16 protein-coding genes and 3 other annotated features are annotated in these 20028 nt (G+C 41.7%); of the genes, 4 read left to right on the forward strand and 12 right to left on the reverse strand.

Translation table 11 applies throughout. The features are described from left to right. Window positions 1-29 precede the first annotated feature (29 nt). Window positions 30-2378 carry an RNA polymerase recycling motor HelD gene (helD, locus tag H540_RS0108830; protein ID WP_028400326.1) on the reverse strand — a complete coding sequence of 783 codons (2349 nt, stop codon included), beginning with the start codon at window positions 2376-2378 and terminating at the stop codon, window positions 30-32. 434 nt (window positions 2379-2812) lie between these two features. Continuing rightward, complete coding sequence (locus tag H540_RS29300; RefSeq protein WP_051317040.1) at window positions 2813-3769, reverse strand: ketopantoate reductase family protein; 957 nt, start codon at window positions 3767-3769, stop codon at window positions 2813-2815. Between the two features lie 376 nt (window positions 3770-4145). On the opposite strand from H540_RS29300, the gene H540_RS0108840 reads away from it, so the two are divergent. After that, window positions 4146-4943, forward strand: coding sequence for an EcsC family protein (locus H540_RS0108840; protein WP_028400327.1), 798 nt, complete (start codon window positions 4146-4148; stop codon window positions 4941-4943). A gap of 357 nt (window positions 4944-5300) precedes the next feature. On the opposite strand, the gene aroA is transcribed toward H540_RS0108840, so the two are convergent. The 5 genes from aroA to H540_RS0108865 all read right to left on the reverse strand — a co-directional run bounded on the left by aroA (window position 5301) and on the right by H540_RS0108865 (window position 12395). After that, window positions 5301-6587: a 3-phosphoshikimate 1-carboxyvinyltransferase gene (gene aroA / locus H540_RS0108845; protein ID WP_028400328.1), complete on the reverse strand. Its 1287-nt coding sequence runs from the start codon at window positions 6585-6587 to the stop codon at window positions 5301-5303. A 17-nt stretch (window positions 6588-6604) separates the two neighbouring features. Continuing rightward, entirely contained in the window at window positions 6605-7705 is a 1101-nt protein-coding gene (locus H540_RS0108850; RefSeq protein WP_028400329.1) for a prephenate dehydrogenase, read from the reverse strand. Between the two features lie 71 nt (window positions 7706-7776). Beyond that, window positions 7777-8949 (reverse strand): chorismate synthase, encoded by a 1173-nt coding sequence (gene aroC, locus H540_RS0108855; RefSeq protein WP_028400330.1) that lies wholly within the window; start codon window positions 8947-8949, stop codon window positions 7777-7779. A 60-nt stretch (window positions 8950-9009) separates the two neighbouring features. Next, window positions 9010-9239, reverse strand: a binding site (T-box leader). Beyond that, on the reverse strand, window positions 9227-10327 hold the full coding sequence (locus H540_RS0108860; RefSeq protein WP_028400331.1) for a bifunctional 3-deoxy-7-phosphoheptulonate synthase/chorismate mutase: 1101 nt from the start codon (window positions 10325-10327) through the stop codon (window positions 9227-9229). Its footprint overlaps the feature before it by 13 nt. 275 nt (window positions 10328-10602) lie before the next feature. After that, window positions 10603-10832: a binding site (T-box leader), on the reverse strand. A gap of 99 nt (window positions 10833-10931) precedes the next feature. Further along, window positions 10932-11160 (reverse strand) — a binding site (T-box leader). A 128-nt stretch (window positions 11161-11288) separates the two neighbouring features. Next, window positions 11289-12395, reverse strand: a complete 1107-nt coding sequence (locus H540_RS0108865; RefSeq protein ID WP_211241887.1) for a nitric oxide synthase oxygenase — start codon at window positions 12393-12395, stop codon at window positions 11289-11291. 310 nt (window positions 12396-12705) lie between these two features. On the opposite strand from H540_RS0108865, the gene H540_RS0108870 reads away from it, so the two are divergent. Further along, window positions 12706-13068 carry a group I truncated hemoglobin gene (locus H540_RS0108870; RefSeq protein ID WP_028400333.1) on the forward strand — a complete coding sequence of 121 codons (363 nt, stop codon included), beginning with the start codon at window positions 12706-12708 and terminating at the stop codon, window positions 13066-13068. A 174-nt stretch (window positions 13069-13242) separates the two neighbouring features. Here the strand turns inward: H540_RS0108870 and modA are convergent, their stop codons facing one another. Further along, window positions 13243-14049, reverse strand: coding sequence for a molybdate ABC transporter substrate-binding protein (modA, locus tag H540_RS0108875; protein WP_028400334.1), 807 nt, complete (start codon window positions 14047-14049; stop codon window positions 13243-13245). A 383-nt stretch (window positions 14050-14432) separates the two neighbouring features. Between modA and H540_RS0108880 the strand changes: the two genes are divergently transcribed. Further along, window positions 14433-15365, forward strand: a complete 933-nt coding sequence (locus H540_RS0108880; protein WP_028400335.1) for a helix-turn-helix transcriptional regulator — start codon at window positions 14433-14435, stop codon at window positions 15363-15365. Between the two features lie 176 nt (window positions 15366-15541). Here H540_RS0108880 and H540_RS0108885 read toward each other — a convergent pair whose 3' ends face one another. The 4 genes from H540_RS0108885 to H540_RS0108900 all read right to left on the reverse strand — a co-directional run bounded on the left by H540_RS0108885 (window position 15542) and on the right by H540_RS0108900 (window position 18602). Continuing rightward, window positions 15542-15859 (reverse strand): ArsR/SmtB family transcription factor, encoded by a 318-nt coding sequence (locus tag H540_RS0108885; RefSeq protein ID WP_028400336.1) that lies wholly within the window; start codon window positions 15857-15859, stop codon window positions 15542-15544. A gap of 178 nt (window positions 15860-16037) precedes the next feature. Further along, a complete protein-coding gene (gene rpiA, locus H540_RS0108890) occupies window positions 16038-16700 on the reverse strand; it encodes a ribose-5-phosphate isomerase RpiA (protein ID WP_028400337.1) in 663 nt (220 codons plus the stop codon). A gap of 66 nt (window positions 16701-16766) precedes the next feature. Beyond that, on the reverse strand, window positions 16767-17657 hold the full coding sequence (locus H540_RS0108895; RefSeq protein ID WP_211241888.1) for a YitT family protein: 891 nt from the start codon (window positions 17655-17657) through the stop codon (window positions 16767-16769). 306 nt (window positions 17658-17963) lie between these two features. Then, window positions 17964-18602: a TetR/AcrR family transcriptional regulator gene (locus H540_RS0108900; protein WP_028400339.1), complete on the reverse strand. Its 639-nt coding sequence runs from the start codon at window positions 18600-18602 to the stop codon at window positions 17964-17966. A gap of 181 nt (window positions 18603-18783) precedes the next feature. Between H540_RS0108900 and H540_RS0108905 the strand changes: the two genes are divergently transcribed. Next, on the forward strand, window positions 18784-19752 hold the full coding sequence (locus H540_RS0108905; RefSeq protein WP_028400340.1) for an aldo/keto reductase: 969 nt from the start codon (window positions 18784-18786) through the stop codon (window positions 19750-19752). Window positions 19753-20028: the final 276 nt, after the last annotated feature.

Genomic DNA, 20028 nt, shown 5'->3' on the forward strand with positions numbered 1-20028 from the left:
TTGTAACTGCCTCCAAAAAAAGCCATCTGCTAATTGAGATGACTGTCATAACTTATATACGTATCGGGAGAAGCCTCAAGGATAAGCGAACTTATGCTGTCTATAAAATATATATGCAATTCATGCATAGCACGAGTACAAGCTGTATAAAAGAGCTTTCTTTCCTTTTCTCCATATTCTCCTTCTGAAGCGTTATAAATAATAACCGCGTCAAACTCGACTCCTTTTGCCAAGTACGCAGGAATTACCAAGACTCCTGATTCAAAGGAAGAAGTTTCTTTTGTAACGAGACGAAGCTGCATCTTTTCTTTTAAATTTCCATATACCTCTTTACTCTCGCGGGCTGTTTTGCATATAACCGCTATCGTTTTATGTCCTGCTCCTTGCAGCTCTCGGATACGCTCTCCCGCTTTATCCACCAGCTGTTCTGCCATTGCTTTTTCAATTATCGGTTTGCTGCCCTCTCGATCGAAAGCCTCAATTTCTTCTCCGCCTGAAATAAGCTGCCGAGTGAACTCGATAATCTGCTTCGTTGAGCGGTAGCTGCGCTTCAGCTCGATTGTTTCTGTGTGTTCCTCTCCGTATAATGCAGAAAGGGTGAACAAGCCTGTATGCTTGGATTGCGCATGAATGGCCTGATTCAAATCCCCGAGCACAGTCATCTTACTAAGGGGAAAGAGCCGTTTCAAAAAGGCAAACTGAAAAGGCGAGTAGTCTTGTGCTTCATCTATGAATACATGGCGCACAGATGTGTTCTTCTGAAAGCCCTCCAGCTGTTCCTTTAAATATAAATAAGGAGTTGCATCTTCGTAAGCTAAATAAGAACGGCTGATTTTCTCTGCCGTTTGAAGACAGATTTCATCCCATCCTTTAGGCAACAGAGATTCAGACGTAAACAGTAAAGCAAACTGAGCATCGGTAAATAGCTGCCGATAAACTGCCGGTACATCAATAAAACGCAGTTTTTTCACGCTCTTGTATAAAGGCTTGAAATATTTCCTTACAACAGAAGCGGCAAGCAGCTTTTGCTCACGTTCAAAATCATCAAACGTTTCTTCTGAATAGCGTTTTTTTCGCTGCAGCTTTTGATGCGCCTGAACGAATGCATCTTTATCTAAAAGCTCCATTTCTTCTTCTACCCAAGGCTTTTTCCGCTCCAGCTTCTCTAGTTTTTTTAATTCTGCACGGAGCCACTCAGCCGTTTGCTCCATGCGGCTCGGAATGGATATTGCGCCGGTTGAAGCATAAAACTGCTCTTTCACTTGTTCGGCTGAAATCAGCACTTTTCCGCGAAATGTCACGTCTTTAAAAATGATTCCCTTTTGCTTGAGGTACGCAGCATATCGATCAATAAGTAGCATAAAATCAATCGTTGCTTTATATTGAATTCCCTCTACACGCGCTGCATATCCTATTTCATCTGCGGCTGTCAGCACGTATTCTATTTGTGTAAATGGATCTTCAAGCTCAAAATATCCAAGCTGATGCTCCAAGTATTCCTGAAATGTAGTTTGCTGCATATTTTCTTCACCAAGCTCGGGAAGGACAGTCGAGACATAGCTGTTGAACATCGGGTTTGGAGAAAACAGAATCATTTGGTCGGCACGCAATGTTTCGCGATAACGGTACAGCAAGTAAGCAACACGCTGCAGGGCAGCCGATGTCTTACCGCTTCCGGCAGCTCCCTGTACAACAAGAAGACGGCTCTTTTCATTGCGGATAATACGATTTTGCTCCTTCTGAATAGTAGCTACAATATTTTTCATTTGCGTGTTCGCATGCTTGCCAAGCACTTCCTGCAGCATTACATCTCCAATGGTTACGCCTGTATCAAACATGCTCTCAATTCGGCCATTCCGAACAATAAACTGCCGTTTCACCTTCAAATCTCCTGTTACAATACCGTCCGGTGCTTCGTATTGTGCCGGTCCAATAGAATAATCGTAATACAAACTTGATATGGGAGCTCGCCAATCGTAAACAAGAAATTGCTCCGTTTCTTCATCAAAGAAAGAGCCGATACCAAGATAGATAGAATCTGCCTTCTCCCCTTCCTCTGCAAAATCGATTCTTCCGAAATATGGCGACTGCTGAAGACGCTTTAAGGTTTTCAGCTGATTATGACTATGCCTGTGGCTCCGTTCTCTTTCTGACAGCATTTCTGCTTGTTGCTTGATGCTTGCGTATGTTTCAACCGCTTCAGCAACATTATCAACGTTTACCGTTACATCGTCCCAGAAATCTTTACGGATTTGTACGACATCCGATTTGATTATGCCTACATGCTGTTCAAGAAAAAGCGCCTTTTCTTTAATTTTATCGACCACTTCATCCACTCGCTGCTGTTCATGCTGCCACTCTTGCTTTGTTTCGCTCATGCAGTCACTTCCCTTCCCGAAATTCCGTGCGGCCGAAAGATTTGACAAACAACAAATAACATGATATTATTATTATGGGTATTTATAATTTTGTTAAAATTAAAATTATCGACCATTTTTGATTGTAGCATATACTTACGAATGTTTCAAGATATGAAAAACCGGAGGCAGAGCCTCCGGTTTTTCCTTTGAATGATAAAAAAGAAAATTGCGGGCCAATCCTTCCTATTACTTTCCTTCTTTTGAAATCCATAATTCTCGTAATATACTATAATAAACAATTTATATATGAGTGAATTATAAATTCGACATGTCCATGTGCTATGTACAACCAAAAGGGAATATTGCACGCTTCTTCCCTCTGGTTTTCCCTTGCATGAACCACTACAAAGGTTTGACCGCTTCTGCACGTCGCCGGATGATCTCTCCCACTATCAAAAGACGGTTCTTTTATTCCCTTGTATATACATTGTTTCACTCTTTACTTTCTTCTCATACAATTTTAGATTCGCATAAATCGTTTCTAAAACAGGTGTCTGTATATTATGTTTGTTCCCAAGCTCCAGTAAATAACCCTGCAAATGATCGCCTTCCACAAAAAGCCCCTTTTCCATATCGCGCTGCATGGACGACTTCATTTCATATGCCATAGCACCAATGCTTGCAAACTGCTTTTCTTCAATATTGTCCGCAATCGGAGCGCCTTCCGCCCTCATAATGCTCGCAATCTCACGCAATAATTCTTGAACAAGCTTAGAACCTAGCGGCAGTTCAAGAATCGGTCCGATCGGCTGTCCGAACAATGTTGTCACACCGGAAAACGTCGCGATAAACAAATACTTGTGCCACATTTCCTGCAAAATACGGGAGCTCACACTAATCATCGCATTTGTATCCGTAAATGCCTGTTCTATCGCCTGTATTCTCCCTATTTTCTCGCCATCCCATTCCCCGAACATAAATTTATGGAACGGGCTCGTTTGGATTACTTCTCCATTTTCAGACAGAGTAGATTCAATGAAACATAGCCCGCCGATTACACATTGCTCCGGAAATACTTCCCGAAGATGCTCAACGTGCTTCATGCCGTTCAACATTGGAATAATAACTGTCTCACTATGTACAAAAGGCTTAATATCTTGGATCGCTTGTTCAAAATGATAAGCCTTCGTTCCAATTAAAATAACATCAAACAAACCGTTTTCATTAGACAATATTGTTTTCGGGCGGATTGTTGTATCTCCATTCACACTTTTCACAACCAGACCTTTTGCACGCAATTGTTCTTGCCTGCCTGCCCGGACAAGAAACGTAACATCTTCTCCCTTTTCTGCCAATCTTGCACCAAAATATCCGCCTACAGCTCCGGCTCCTACTACTAGAAATTTCATACTATCAGCTCCTTAGCATCCATTTACGAATAATTATATCGAATTTTCCTATAATTATCTAAATTTAAGAGATTCAAAATCTATTAAGATATACAGTATATTCTATGACTCTCTTTTATATATAACTGAATAAAAAAACCGTCCTTTTATATAGTGGAGAAAGAGCATCCAGCGACGTGCGGAAGCGGTCAAACCCTTGTAGTGGTCCATATAAGGGTAAACCATAGATAGGAAGAAAGCGACAATGCCTCTGTACACAGCATATTGAAATGTCGAAATCATAAATCATTTATATATAGATTATGAAATCCTCCACAATAGAAACATGAAAATAAGGTATAATATGGATATCAATGATGTAGGACAAGGAGATAACATGGAAACAAAAGATGGGTTGCTGGCAGAATTAAAAACAATCAATAAATGGGAACATGAACAAGAAGATCTTTGGTTCTGGGAACGATGGGGGAAAATCCCGTTCACCATCCTCGATAAGCTCACACCTGCTTTTATACATAAGAAAGTCAACGTGATTATAGAAGAGCTTATCAGCTATATCAACACAGGCAGCAAATATTTGATCAGCACAAAAGCCACTTTAAAAAAATTTGGGAATGTGATTTCACTAGAAGATATAAAGCATATGCCGCTCCAGGAGATGGATCGTATTGCCGGCGATATTGTGAAAAACAGAAAGAATATTGCTACAGCACAAGGCGCTACAACAGGATTCGGCGGCATTTTTACGTTGGCTATCGATATACCTGCCGTTTTGGGCATGTCTTTAAATGTTCTGCAGGAAATTGCGCTTTGCTACGGCTATAATCCTGAGGATGAAAAAGAACGTCTTTTCATTGTGAAATGCCTGCAGTTTTCCTCTTCAGATATCGTCGGAAAGCAAACCATTTTAAACGAGCTGCAGAACTTCGACAACCGCTCGGGCAACCAAAACAGCGTATCTCAAATCGCCTCATGGCGCGAAGTCATTACTGTATATCGGGACAATTACGGATGGAAGAAGCTGTTTCAAATTGTACCGGTTGCCGGCATGGTATTCGGCGCTTACTTGAATCGGAAAACCATTGAAGAGATTGCTGAGGCAGGACAAATGCTGTATAAGAAACGAAGAATCAATGAACGTTTGGATGAGCTTGAGAAAGAATGCGTTCGTTAAGCACGGATTCTCCAGCTCTAAGATTTGCTTTTTACCATAAGCCTTTGCATACAGATAGATGCTGAACTTTTTTCATCACTGAACATGAACCTCCTCCACTTACCGTTACACCATTCACACGATTGAAGCGGGGATATTCTCGCCTAATTTATGATAAAAACACCCTAAACCTTTTTGTACTCGCAAAGGCGCAGGGTGTTTCGTTTATCACGCCTTAACGGGCAGTAAGGCCCCCACTTCAAAACGCAGCCTATTCGAAGAAGTGTAAGAGGGGATAGCCGTAAAAGCCTGATTGGTTCAACTAACCATCAGTGGGGGATGAAACCCCCACTGATGGAAGTTTCACTTTATATACGATCATGCATTTTGAAGCTGTTCCAGCTGTTCGAAGAAATTAGGATATGATACCGCAACTGCTTCAGGATGATGAAGAGTTGTTTCTCCTTCTGCTATACAGCTTGCGACAGCAAGCATCATCCCGATACGGTGGTCGCCATGGCTGCTTACATCCGCTCCTCTAAGCGCCGTTTTCCCGTGGATAACCATTCCATCTTCAGTCGCTTCAATACGCGCTCCCATTTTTTTCAGTTCCTGAACTACCGTATCAATCCGATTCGTTTCCTTCACTTTCAGTTCATGCGCATCTTTAATGATTGTAATGCCTTCCGCTTGGGTAGCGGCCAAAGCGATAATCGGAATTTCATCAATCAGTCTCGGAATGATTTCCCCGCCTATTTCAATTCCTTTTAATTCTGAAGCGGTTATATGCAAGTCCCCCCGCGGCTCAGAAGAGAGCGTGGATATATTCGTAATTTCAATATTCGCCCCCATTCTTTTCAGCACATCAATAATACCGGTTCTCGTAGGATTCAATCCTGTATTTTGAATTGTAATTTGACTGTTCGGCACGATAGCTCCGGCAACAAGGAAAAAGGCTGCGGATGATATATCTCCCGGAACATGAACGGTCGTTCCTTTTAATTGCTGCCCACCTTGTATAGATACTGTTCTTTCATCTCGTTCCACCTGGGCTCCGAAAGCTTCAAGCATGCGTTCCGTATGATCCCTTGATAAATGAGGCTCAGTTACAGTCGTTGTTCCTTCTGCCTGCAAGCCTGCCAGCAGTATTGCCGACTTTACTTGGGCGCTCGCTACAGAAGATACGTAGTTGATGGATTTTAATCCGCTACCTCTCACGCTAATAGGCGTATACGTACCGTCCATACGGCCATCCAGTGCCGCTCCCATAAGACGAAGGGGCTCTGTAACACGTTTCATCGGCCTTTTGGCGATAGAATCATCTCCTTGTAGGCAAGCGTGAAACGGTGTACCCGCTAGTATACCGAGCATCAGCCGAATTGTTGTACCGGAATTCCCTACGTCTAAAATCCCCGCCGGCTCCTTTAACTCCTCCAGCCCGTCGCTGAACACTTCTACATGCTCACCATTTTGAATAATTGTAACACCCATCTTCTGAAAACAATGAATTGTGCTGAGACAATCTTCTCCCGGTAAAAATCCTTCAATAACTGTTTTGCCTTGAGCAATTGACCCAAGCATAACGGCCCGGTGGGAAATGGATTTATCCCCAGGAACGCGAATCGTTCCCTGCAGTGCATTTTCAATGTTTCGCAGCAGCCTCATGTAATTCACTCCATTCTTTACAGTACTTCATAGGTTTCGTATTCCTTGTCTTCTAAACATCTTCGAGCTTTTATGCGATCCTGTTCTGTTTGAAAACTGATTCGCAGCACACCCAATAATCCTTCTCTCGCCTCTAGAATCTGCAGATTTGTGATGCTGATTTCATTTGCAGCCAAGATTGCTGTAATCTTCGCCAATTCCCCTGCTCTGTCCAACACGTCTACATACAAGTCAAAATAGGAAGGAATGGCTCCCTTTGCACGAACAGGAAGCGCATCACGATACAGCTTTGAGTCGGAGAAATACGTATACACGTTGTCCGTATCCCCGCTTTCTACAAGCACCTGCACCTGCTTCATATCGTCAATCCATTCTTCTAAAAGCATTGCAAGGTGCTCCCGGTTTTGTTTTACGATATCCGTCCACATTTTCGGGCTGCTTGATGCGATACGGGTAATATCCCGAAAGCCGCCGGCTGCGAGCATATTGACAAACGGTGTTTGGGACGCATGCCTTTGCACTTGTTTTACTAAACCGGCCGCGATGATATGCGGAAAATGACTGACAATCCCTGTGACATAATCATGCTCCTTTTGTTCCATCAACAAAAAGTGAGAGTTTGTTCCTTGGAGCCACACTTTAAGTTCCTCCACTTTTTCAGGAGATGTCTCAGGCCGAGGTGTTAAAATGTAAAAGGCGTTTTCAAATAAATGCGCTTTTGCGCTTTCTACCCCGGTTTTATGAGAGCCTGCCATCGGATGGCCACCGATAAAGGTAATGTCCTTTGACAGCAGCTCATCAGCGGCTTTCATAATTTGTTCTTTTGTACTGCCGGCATCAGTAATGATAACCTCTTCCTGCAGTTCACAATTCGCCAATCTCGCAAGCAAGGAAACCGTTTCTTCCACCGGTAAAGCCAGTACAATGAGGTGTGCCTGTTCTGCTTCTTTCTCTAAATCCGCTGCCGTCCCATCTATGACTTGCAGCTCACAAGCGCGCTGAAGCTGTGCTTCATTAATATCAAATCCTATGATTCTTGCATCATGCTCCTTCTTTATCGCAAGGGCAATCGAACCTCCGATTAAACCCATTCCGATAATTAATACTCGTTTTTGCATACCCCATCATTCCTTATGCTTATTATTTGTACGCCGTATCATGAAATCAGATGTATTTGAGCTCTATCTCATTAAAACTCCCTTGCGTATTCGCGGTGATTCGTCACATTTTGCTGAATTAAATCCATCCGATCACGTCCGAATTGTTCCACCATGGCGTTTGCCAGCTCCCATGCGACAACAGCTTCTGCCACTACGCCGGCTGCCGGAACAGCGCAGCTGTCAGAGCGTTCGATGCTTGCTTGAAAAGCTTCCTTCGTGTCGATGTCCACGCTTTGCAGCGGCTTATATAAAGTAGGAATAGGCTTCATCACACCGCGTACGATGACAGGCATTCCTGTCGTCATGCCTCCTTCTATTCCTCCTGCACGATTCGTTTTACGTGTATATCCGTCTGTTTCATCCCAAACGATTTCATCATGCACTTCGCTTCCCGGTCTGCGGGCAGCTTCAAAGCCTATCCCGATTTCCGCTCCTTTAAATGCATTGATACTCATGACGGCAGCTGCAAGCTTCGCATCCAGCTTATGGTCGTAATGAACATAGCTTCCGACGCCGACCGGCATGCCCTCTGCAATTACTTCCACGACTCCTCCGACAGAATCTCCTTTTTGCTTCGCGTCATCGATTCGTTCCATCATTCGAACTTCCGCTTGCGGATCCAAGCAACGAACAGGCGATGCTTCTGAACGCAGCTGTACTTCTTCAATGGAATGATATGTGTTTTGTTCTGCGCGGATGCCGCCGATTTCTAGCACATGTCCAGCAATTTGCACCCCAAGCTCGGATAGAATCCTTTTTGCCACCGCTCCTGCTGCAACGCGTACAGTCGTTTCTCTTGCTGAAGAACGCTCAAGCACATTGCGTATATCTCTGTGACCATACTTAATAGCTCCGTTAAGATCGGCATGACCGGGACGAGGCTTTGTAATTCTTCGTTTCATTTCATTCATCTCATCCTCTGAAACAGGCGCTGCTCCCATAATTTTCGTCCAATGCTTATAATCGTCATTTTCTACGACGAGCGCAATCGGTGAACCCAGTGTGTATCCATGCCTTACGCCGCTCACAATTTTTACGTCATCCTTTTCAATTTGCATGCGCCGGCCGCGACCGTGTCCTTTTTGTCTTCTATGCAACTCTCGATTAATATCTTCCGCTGTTAACGGAAGCCCTGCTGGAATACCTTCTAAAATAACTGTCAATTGCGGACCATGCGATTCGCCTGCTGTTATATATCTCATCTGTTTTCCTCCATAAATCTTATATTTCTTATTCATAAAAAAATCCCTACTGGCTTTACCAGTAGGGACGATAATGACCGCGGTACCACCCTAGATGCAGACAAACGCCTGCCGCTCTTTCTTGTTAACGATCATATGACCGTCTTTCCCTTCATAAAGGATGCTCCTTTACTACGAAAAAGATGCTCCGGGAGCGTATTTCATGTTTACCTATGTACTGATTTGCACCATCCATCAGCTCTCTAAAACAGGGAAGTAAACATTACTGAAAAACCCTTCATTGCATGCTATGCTGTATGTTTCCTGACAACTTTCCTTGAAAGCTCTTCAGTTCTTCCATAAATTCGTGGAACTGAGGAATGTCCATTTGCTGTGCGGAATCTGAAAGCGCCACAGCCGGATCTGGATGAACCTCTGCCATTACTGCATCTGCTCCGATTGCCAATGCCGCTTTTGCAGTAGGCAGAAGCAAATCTTTTCTTCCTGTTGAGTGAGTCACGTCAACTACTACCGGTAAATGCGTTTCTTTTTTCAAAATTGGAACCGCTGAAATATCCAATGTGTTTCGTGTTGCCTTTTCGTATGTGCGAATGCCGCGCTCACATAGAATAATTTGGTCATTGCCTTGTGCAATGATGTACTCCGCCGCATTGATGAATTCTTCGATTGTCGCTGCCAAACCGCGCTTCAGCAATACCGGCTTATTCACTTTTCCAGCCGCTTTCAGCAAATCAAAGTTTTGCATATTGCGCGCCCCGATTTGAATCACATCTACGTAGTCAATCGCCATTTCTATGTCGTTTGGATTTAAAATTTCGCTGATGATCGCTAAATCAAATTCATCGGCAACCTTGCGTAAAATTTCCAATCCTTCCACGCCTAAGCCTTGGAAATCGTATGGAGATGTACGAGGCTTGAACGCTCCGCCGCGCATTAATTTCAAACCTTGCTGCTTCATCGCTTTTGCCACTTCGCGAACTTGCTCGTAGCTTTCCACAGCGCATGGTCCCATAATGAATGTCTGCGTGCCATTTCCAATTTGCTCTCCCAATACGTTCACGATTGTGTTCTCAGGCTTTTTCTTTCTTGAAACAAGCAGCGCTTTACGGTTGTCATCCTCTTGCAGTTCTAAGCTCGCTTTAAAAATCGTTTTGAAAATATGCTGTACAGTCGATGTCTCGAACGGTCCTTCGTTATGCTCCGCAATCATATCGAGCACTTGACGCTCGCGAACCGGATCAAAGCGTTTCACGCCTTGCAATGTCTTTTGCTCGCCGATTCCTTTTACAACCTTAGCGCGTTCATTCAATAAATGGAGAAGCTGCAGGTTGATTTCATCCACTTTTTGACGTAATCTTTCTAATTCATGAGTTTTCATATTAATTCCTCCCAATTATATTTGTAGTATAAACTTCACTTCATATTCGATACTGTCCAAAACAAATTCCGAAATCTATTTGTAATCATCTAAAAGCTGTAATATTATAGATTGTTGGGAAGGTTTTGTTTAGTACCGTTGAAGCAACTAGTTCCTAAAACGTTAGTTTGTTTCTATAACAAAAGAATGTGCGAGATTCTTTTGTTGGATAACCGATGCCAGCTGAGCAGGCCATCCCCCCTTTCAAGGTATAAAAAAAACGCCCCAGCCATAAAGGCAGGGACGATGCATACCGCGGTACCACCCTACTTGCGAGCAAATGCCCGCCTACTCTTTGTTGGTAACGATCTCATGACCGTCTTTCCCTTCATAAAGGATCTTCCTTTACTACGAAAAAGATGCTCCAGGAGTGTATTTCATGCTTGCCTGTATGCTGATTCGCACCATCCATCAGCTCTCTGAGACAGGGAGACAACCACTACTAAAATCCCTTCATTGCTTATCATTATTTTTTTGACGAAAATCAAGAAAAGCGGAGACGGCTCGTTTAGGCGCAGAACCTCATGCTTTCTTACAAAATCAAAAAGTCCCTACTGGTTCAACCAGTAGGGACGATTATTATCGCGGTACCACCCTAGTTGCAGACAAACGTCTGCCGCTCTTTCTTGTTAACGATCATATGACCGTCTTTCCCTTCATAAAGGATGCTCCTTTACTACGAAAAAGATGCTCCGGGACTGTACTTCATGCTTATCTTTATGCTGATTCGCACCATCCATCAGCTCTCTGAGACAGGGAGATAACCACTACTAAAAACCCTTCATTGCTTAATTTATTAAAAAGTTTGTAAATTTCATTGTTAATATGATTTGTATTATAAAACCAGCTTTACTCTAATGTCAACACTTTTATTTTCTAAGTTTTGGTATCCTAATTGCTTTTTTATGTTTTATTATATGCCTTATTTTAGTTTGAAGCTTGTACTATAAGGTTTTTCTTGATAAAAATAATTCGGTTTAACAATTTCATCGTGATAATTTTTATGAAAAATATGCGTGGCTGCAGGAGAAACAGGCGGGATAAGCCATGTCCAATCTCCGGTCAGCTTTCTTCCCTGCCCTTGCTCCTGCTGCTCGAACCTTTGAAACTGCTGTGCCGCTGTATGATGATCGACGATACTGACTCCCGCTTCTTTAAACGAATGAATGACCGCTATATTCAATTCGATTAGAGCTTTATCCTTCCAAAGCGTTGTATTTCTCGTCGTATCAAGGCCCATTAAAGAAGCTACGCGCGGCAGCATATTATACCGATTTGTATCAGCCAAGTTTCGCGCGCCGATTTCCGTTTCCATATACCAGCCGTTAAACGGTGCTGCAGTGTATTCAATACCTCCGATTTCCAGCTTCATCTCGGAAATGATGGGTACCGCATACCACTGCAAATGTAAATCTTCAAACCAATTAAATTCAGGATGCTTTAAAGGAACCTCCAACACAAACTCTTGTGGAATGGGGAACCATTTTGGAGCATTGCTGCCTGCTTGAATGACTAACGGCAGTATATCAAAGTGCGTTCCTTTGCCTGTCCACCCAAGTTTTGAACAAATACGAGTAAATTCAACAGAAGCAGAATCGCCAATTATTCCGTGTTCCGTTTCATAGCCTGCGTATCGAATCAATTGATGATTCCAGATTCTGATTTGCCGCCCGTTTGCTTTTGGCTTTAATATTGTAATTGTCGGTCGAATTTTCCCGTCATTCGTCGCAAATTCAATATGCTGCAATAATGCTTTATACACTTGTTCTTCTGTATCTAAGCTTCTTGCATCAAACACCTTCAGCATATTCCAAAACAATCTTCCGATGCAGCGATTGCTGTTGCGCCATGCCATGCGCGCGCCATGCTCCAGTTCTTCGAATGTATGCTCATATGTTCCGGACGCTTCTATTTCTTCTTGAATCGCCCGCAATCGTCGATTCATTTCTTCGTTACTTTTACCCAGCTCCTCATAACAAGTTCTTATAAAATGCTCCGCTTCTTGAAGCAGCAATTCTTTCTCCAGCACATTTTCCTCCTTGCTTGCATTTCTGCATATGGATTATGTCATCTATATGTTTAAACCTAAAATATGCATGCTTACCTTTTATATGTTGAAATCCACCCTATTTTTAAATTATATTCCCCTAATTCTATCCGCAACATAGATATCATATCACTTATCTGCACCGAGTCCGAGAAAGATGGAATTGGAAATGTTAACAAATCGTGACGGTTCGGTATATACGCTATAAAATTTTTATTGTGTAAGCTAGCTATCTTCAGGATTTTTTGGAATGATAAGAAGTGTAAACTATACATAAGGAGACTGAATACGCATGAACAACCAACAAACACTGTACGAAAAGCTTGGCGGGAAAGAAGCTGTAACACAAGTAGTAGACATCTTTTATAAAAAGGTGCTCGCAGATGAGCGAATCAACGAATTCTTTAAGCATACGGATATGGATGCACAGCACCGCCACCAGACAGCATTCATTTCTTATGCGTTAGGAGGCCCGCAATATACAGGACGCTCCATGGAAAAGGCGCATGAAGGCTTAAATTTGCAGGAAGAGCATTGGGATGCCGTTGTTGAAGATTTAGCGGCTTCTTTGCAAGAGTTGAAAGTATCAGACGAAGATATCAATACCATTGCCGGACAATTGACTACGTTAAAACCGCATATTTTAGGAAAATAAGCGAATGGCATGACAGATATCGGAAACCGCCGCTTACATCATGCGCCTTTATCGATTTTGGGCACTTATGTAGCTGCGCAGATGGGTATTGTTTATACCTGAATGTAATCATTATAAAAACCTCTCAAACTTGCTGTTTGAGAGGTTTTTTGCGGAGCGATGAAGAATCATTACTTATTTCAATATAACAAATCCGTATTTTTCAAATACACGCAGCGCTTCTTTCGTCTGCAAATACTCGTAGAAAGCCAGAGCTTCCGCTTTATGCTTCGTACTCTTAATTATGCCAAGCGGATATACGATCGAATCATGAGAATCGGCCGGCAACGTTTCAGCAATTTTCACTTTATCCGATATTTGCGCATCCGTTTTATATACCATTCCCGCTTCTACATTCTTTGTTTCCACATACGTCAATACTTGGCGTACATCCTTTGTATAAACGGCTTTTTTTTCCGCATCACTCCAAAGACCGAGCTTCGTTAAAGATTGCTTTGCGTATTTTCCGGCTGGCACTGCTTCAGGCGTTCCTAATGCCACTTTTTTAATATCCGCACCTTGCAGCTCTTGGATGTTTTTTACAGATGAGTCTTTCGGTACTATGAAAACAAGTTCATTTCCCAATACGTTCGTTCCTTCTTTTTGATCGATGATACCTTTGTCCACCAGTGTTTTGAATTTATCTTCCGCTGCGGAAAAAAACAAATCAACAGGAGCCCCTTGTTCGATTTGCTGCTGAAGTGCTCCTGAGGATCCAAAGTTAAATGTTAATTCTACATTTGAGTGCTTTTTATTGTACTGTTTTTGGATATCTTGCAATGCATCCTGCAAACTTGCTGCAGCTGATACTGTTAGCGTTACTGTTTCTGTTGTTTTATTGGCTTTACTTGTTTCTTTTTTCTCCCCTGCGGAACAGCCTGCAGAGAACGCCAATAAAATACTGAGCAGCAAGGCGGTTGCTATTCGTATGTAATTTCTCATCTTTTACCACTTCCCTTTCTCTCAAAATATACCACTATTTAATTATAACTAAATATATTTAAATATAACTAGTTATATTTAGTTATAATATACTTCTATTTAACACGATGTGACAACCATCACACTTCATAAAATGTACATATATAAGTCCATTTTGTTATTCCGACATATCTATCGTTTGCCACGTAGAACAAAAGGAAAACTGCGCCCGCTCCCTCTCTCTCTCTCTGCATGGGCCACGAAAAGGGGTTGACCGCTTCTACGCTTAGTCGGATGCTCTCTCCCCTCTAAAAGAAAAATTTTTATGTCGTTCTTTTTAGTTGCATTTATATAGAACCATCGAAGTCTTGTTATATAATTAAAAAGAAAGAGAGGGAACATGTATGAAGGGTGATTCTTATACAACAGAAGAAGTAGCGAAACGGCTAAAGGTATCAAAGCTTACTGTGTATGATCTAATTAAGAAAGGCGAATTGCCTTCTTATCGAGTCGGAAGACAGATGCGCATCGATGCCCATGATTTAGAATATTATATACAGCAGCTGAAAACGGGAACATCCTCCCATACTTCTTTTCCTGCTGCTTCTCATCCTAAGCAAAACTTGCTGTTAACTTCCGCAATTATAAGCGGACAAGATTTATCATTGGATATTTTGTCAAAGCACTTGGAACGGCGAATAGAAGATACACGCGTTTTTCGCGACCATAACGGAAGTCTCACAAGTCTTATAAATCTGTATCATGGAAACGGTACAATCGTCGGTCTCCACCTCTTCGATGGAGACACAGGAGAATACAATTTGCCTTATATTAGACGCATTTTGGTCGGACACTCGTATGTCGTGATTCGCTTGCTGAAACGAAAAGCCGGCTTCTATGTTCAACCTGGCAATCCACAAAACATTCAGGATTGGACTGATCTGAAACAACCGCATATCCACTTCGTCAATCGGGAAAAAGGAGCAGGTATTCGTGTGCTATTGGATGAGCAATTGCGGCTTCATCAAATCTCTCCCGCCAGTATTAACGGATATAATCGTGAAGAAACCAATCATATAAGCGTAGCTTCTCATATTATCAGCGGCAAAGCTGATGCAGGATTAGGAATTGAGAAAGTTGCAAATATGATTGGTGTAGACTTTGTTCCATTAGCTACAGAATGCTATGACTTAGTTATATTAAAGACACTCGAGAATGCATGGCTTATCCAACAAGTAAAAGAAATTCTGGGTACACAAGATTTTCAAAACGAATTGGAAGTAATCGGAGGATATGATTTAAGTGAAACAGGCTTAATTATGTATGAAACTCTTTAAGATTTTCATTATCACTTTATCCATAATTTTGCCGGAATAGGGAGTATAAAATTGCCGGAAATCCCTTGTTTTTTAAAGATACTTTTTCATTTATAACACAAATAGTGCCAGTTTATTTCACTGGCACTGTTTGTTTTTTTATCAATAAATTTTGATTAATAATATAAAAAGAACTGCTACATCTGGCGAAAGATACAGCACAACTGTTCTGACAACAAACCGTTCATTTCTTCCGCGTGAATTGTATAATAACTCCAAGTCCCTCTCGTCTCTTTTATAATCAAATTTGCATCCAGCAGAATCTTAAGGTGATACGAAAGCTTGGATTGCGGAAGGTTTAAAATACCGGTAAGATCGCAAACGCATGTTGTTCCGCGCTGACATAATTCGTACAGGATATGTAAACGCTTTTCGTCTGCTAATGCTTTAAATTTTTTCTCATAGACTTCAAAAGACTGTGTGACTGATTCCTTGTATAGCGGCAGTTCTTTCATTTGTATCTCCTTAAATCAAATTTTATTGATGATTATAGTATATGTTTTTATCCTCATTTTCACAACTAATACATCAAAAAAATTTGATTTATTTTTCATAGCTGAACATGATGTGCAGCTTTTATCATAAATTAGGCGAGAATACCCCCACTTCAAGGAGCGAGTAAGTGGGGGAGGTTCATTCCGACAGCTGTACACCATGTTCCGTTCCCACAATAATTATATCGGCCATGTTTATAAAGAGTCCCGTTTCCACTACGCCAGTAATACACTTGAGCTGCTTATGCATTTCTTCCGGATGTGCAATCTCATGAAAATGACAATCTATAATATAATTACCATTATCCGTTACAAAAGGCTGATGATTTATCTGGCGTAAAACAGGAATGCAATGCAAGGAAGCGATGCGCCTTGCGGTAGTTTCCCAAGCGAAAGGGATAACCTCGACCGGCAGCGGAAACTTTCCTAATACTTGCACTGATTTAGACTCATCAGCCACAACAATGAATCGTTTGGAGGCAGCTGCAACCAGCTTTTCTCTTAGTAAAGCTCCTCCGCCGCCTTTAATCAAATTATGATTTATGTCTATTTCATCTGCACCGTCTATCGTTACATCCAGCTCACTCACCTTAGAGAAATCCGTTAATGAAATTCCCTGACCCTTTGCCAATATCTCTGTTTGTTTAGAGGTAGGAACCGCTTGTATTTGAAGGCCGTTTTTCACAAGCTGACCGATACGGAGTATAGTCCAATACACAGTCGATCCCGTTCCAAGTCCGATTGTCATGCCGCTTTCTATGTACTCTGCTGCTTTTTCTCCAGCCAGTTGCTTCGCTTTCACTTTCATCTTCCTTTTTCTTGTTTTTATCCTTCTATATAAGCTCGCTTTGTTATTCTTCTTAATTCATTAATGTATTCCTTTTTTCTTGAATCGTCCGCCTCGCACCTCGGATATATTGGCAACCGCCAAGAAGGCAGATGTATCCACTTCCTCTACAATCGACTTAAGCTTCGCTTCTTCCAAGCGGCTGATCACACAAAAAATCACTTTCTTGTTATCTCCTGTGTAAGCACCTTCACCGTGAAGGTATGTCACACCGCGTCCTAAACGCGCCAAAATAATTTCACCGATTTCCGTATGCTTCTCGCTAATAATCCAAGCCGATTTCGACTCGTCGAGACCTTGAATTACTACATCAATTGTTTTAAAAGCAATAAAATATGCCATCAGAGAATACATGGCACGATCCCATCCAAACACAAATCCTGCGCTTCCTAAAATAAACAAATTAAAAAACATAATAATCTCGCCAACAGAAAAGGGAGACTTACTATTGAATAGAATTGCTAAAATCTCTGTTCCGTCAAGAGAGCCGCCATTTCGAATTACCAAGCCTACACCGATTCCTAAAATAATGCCGCCAAACACCGTGGCTAATAGTACATCCTCCGTCAATCCCGGCACTGGATGTAATAAAGAGGTCGTAATAGAAAGAATAATAATTCCGGACAAGGTGGAAAATGCGAAAGTTTTTCCGATTTGCTTGTATCCGATGAAGAAGAAAGGCAAATTGAGCAGGAACAAAAACAGCCCTAACTGCATTCCTGTAAAATGAGATAAGATAATGGAGATCCCGGTTATACCGCCATCGATTACTTTATTGGGAATTAAGAAGAGTTCAAGCCCTACTGCCATCAATACAGACCCTAACATAATGAAAAACGAGCGTTTTGCGATCATTCGTTTCGTTAATTTCCTATGCTGGATTTTCTGTTTTAATTGTTCTGCCAATTCCATATTTTGAGATTCCCCCTTCTTGTTATATACGTTATCAGAAATAGGGAATCGTTCGAGAGTTCCTACAAACCATACAAAAAAATGCATTTTTATTCAGAAATAATTATAGGAACTGCACGACGACTCACTCATCAAAGCTTTATCTGCTATTCCCAATCCATTTTTATTTTAACAAAATATACATATTCATTCGAGCGAAAAGGTCTGATGAGATAGTCATTTCAATTGCCTTTTCAAATTTATCCCGTAGAGTGACCCCCACTGATGGAAGTTTTACTTTATTCCAAAACCGCTTGTTACATAACACTACGATATTTTCTGTATCATATAAGAAATTTTCGCATCCATAACAGCATCATCCACTTCTTCTAAATATTTCGCTTTGATCAGCTGCAACTTTTTCATTACGTAATAATCAAAGATTGCTTTCTTCACTGTAATCTCATATTGGATAGAAAAAACCGGATCCAATAAGCGTCGCAACACTATATCATCTTCTGCCATGAAAATAATTGGGTTAATTTCGTTAAATAATCCATGCGCACCGCCAGTTTCAAAGAAATTCTTCAAGCTTTTTGCCCTGTCCTGCTGTGCCAGCATAATCTTCTCCAATTGACTTGGATATAAAGTTTGCAGCTCTTTTAAGAATACGTCTGATATATATATTGCGCACATTAACGAGTGTTCAAAGCATTTTTGGAATCGTTCGATTGCAGAAAGCTCCTCGTTCATGACAACATCATTGCCTTCTTTAATATAATCCGCATACATGTCCACAATTGCTTCCACAATATCATCCTTGGAAGAGAAATGTTTATATAACGTCGCTTTGCTGATAGCCATATATTTTGCAATATCATCTATTTTGATTTGGCTGAATCCGTTCTTACGGAATACAGGCATGATTTTATATAAGTATTTTTCCTTATTGCTTGCTTTACGCATAATTCTGTCTTTAATCTCCTTTGCTCGTACTACGAATATTATAAACAAATTTGCACTTAAAACAAACAAAATATACTAAGTAAACTTTTTATGTAAAATTCGTTTACTTTATAAATACCTCATGCTATAGTATGGGTGTCACGCATTATACACCCAAAAATAAAAATAAGGAGATTCAATTATGAAAGCAAAACAATTAGGTCAGCATGGTCTTACAGTTTCTGCACTTGGTCTTGGATGTATGGGTATGTCCGAATTTTACGGCCCCACAGATGAAACAGAATCTCTGCAGACACTTGAACGAGCAATGGATTTAGGTATCACCTTTTTTGATACTGCAGATATATATGGATACGATGAAATGGGAATTGGAACGAACGAAAGATTAGTGGGAAGAGGCTTGGCGAAGCACCGTCAACATGTGCAAATCGCTACAAAATTCGGCGCGCTGCGGAACAAAACGCAGCACCTTGGCTATAACGGCTCCCCGGAATATGTGAAATCGGCTTGTGAAGCAAGCTTACACAGATTAGGAACAGATTATATTGATTTATACTATTTGCATCGTGTGGATCCGAACGTGCCAGTTGAAGAAACCGTCGGCGCTATGGCGAAGCTCGTAGAGGAAGGAAAAGTACGTTATATCGGACTGTCAGAAGTAACGTCTGAGCAATTGCGAAAAGCCCATACGGTTCATCCCATTACAGCGGTGCAAACAGAATATTCATTATGGTCACGCGAACCTGAGCTGGATGTGCTCCGTACATGCCGTGAGTTAGGTATAGGCTTTGTTCCTTACAGCCCTTTAGGAAGAGGCTTTTTAACAGGAAATTTAACAGACCGCAGCCAGCTGACAGCTGACGATTGGCGTGCTTATAATCCGCGTTTCTCGGAGGAAGCCTTTGCGAACAACTTAAAGATTGTGGAAGGCATCAAACAGCTGGCAAACGAAAAAGGCTGTACACCTGCACAATTGGCACTTGCTTGGGCTGCGGCGCAAGGAGATGATATTGTTCCGATTCCTGGTACAAAACGGGTCAAATATTTGGAACAAAACATCGCTGCTTTGGATGTCCCATTAACATCCGAGGATTTGGCCCGTTTGAATAAAATCGCACCAATCGGCGCAACCTATGGAGCGCGATATTAAAAGGAACCGTGCTTTATTCTAATGCGCTAAGCAAAATCTCGCGTGCGGATGTGGCAGGTTTTATGCTCAAACATGTCAACGCTACTGCTTACACAATTGAACTACCCACCACTTACTCGCTAACGCTCCTTGAAGTGGGGGATTCCTAAGAACACCAGCCTATCGGCCAGTTATGGATTAGGCTACCCCCGTCGCTCCGACGGTTGAGAGACGAATCGCTTCGTTTCTAAGATTCTGTCCTGCGTTTAAATCTCGATCGTGATGGGTTTCGCAAGA

It is taken from the genome of Ectobacillus panaciterrae DSM 19096 (assembly GCF_000430785.1).
GTDB lineage: Bacteria > Bacillota > Bacilli > Bacillales > Bacillaceae_G > Ectobacillus > Ectobacillus panaciterrae.

Coding starts and splice junctions, on each gene's coding strand:
- H540_RS0108885 (WP_028400336.1), bottom strand. CDS start 15,859: ATGAAAGAACTGCCGCTATACAAGGAATCAGTCACACAGTCTTTTGAA.
- aroC (WP_028400330.1), bottom strand. CDS start 8,949: ATGAGATATATAACAGCAGGCGAATCGCATGGTCCGCAATTGACAGTT.
- H540_RS0108895 (WP_211241888.1), bottom strand. CDS start 17,657: ATGGAATTGGCAGAACAATTAAAACAGAAAATCCAGCATAGGAAATTA.
- H540_RS0108850 (WP_028400329.1), bottom strand. CDS start 7,705: ATGCAAAAACGAGTATTAATTATCGGAATGGGTTTAATCGGAGGTTCG.
- H540_RS29300 (WP_051317040.1), bottom strand. CDS start 3,769: ATGAAATTTCTAGTAGTAGGAGCCGGAGCTGTAGGCGGATATTTTGGT.
- H540_RS0108900 (WP_028400339.1), bottom strand. CDS start 18,602: ATGCGTAAAGCAAGCAATAAGGAAAAATACTTATATAAAATCATGCCT.
- helD (WP_028400326.1), bottom strand. CDS start 2,378: ATGAGCGAAACAAAGCAAGAGTGGCAGCATGAACAGCAGCGAGTGGAT.
- H540_RS0108840 (WP_028400327.1), top strand. CDS start 4,146: ATGGAAACAAAAGATGGGTTGCTGGCAGAATTAAAAACAATCAATAAA.
- modA (WP_028400334.1), bottom strand. CDS start 14,049: ATGAGAAATTACATACGAATAGCAACCGCCTTGCTGCTCAGTATTTTA.
- H540_RS0108860 (WP_028400331.1), bottom strand. CDS start 10,327: ATGAAAACTCATGAATTAGAAAGATTACGTCAAAAAGTGGATGAAATC.
- H540_RS0108905 (WP_028400340.1), top strand. CDS start 18,784: ATGAAAGCAAAACAATTAGGTCAGCATGGTCTTACAGTTTCTGCACTT.
- H540_RS0108870 (WP_028400333.1), top strand. CDS start 12,706: ATGAACAACCAACAAACACTGTACGAAAAGCTTGGCGGGAAAGAAGCT.
- H540_RS0108880 (WP_028400335.1), top strand. CDS start 14,433: ATGAAGGGTGATTCTTATACAACAGAAGAAGTAGCGAAACGGCTAAAG.
- aroA (WP_028400328.1), bottom strand. CDS start 6,587: ATGAGGCTGCTGCGAAACATTGAAAATGCACTGCAGGGAACGATTCGC.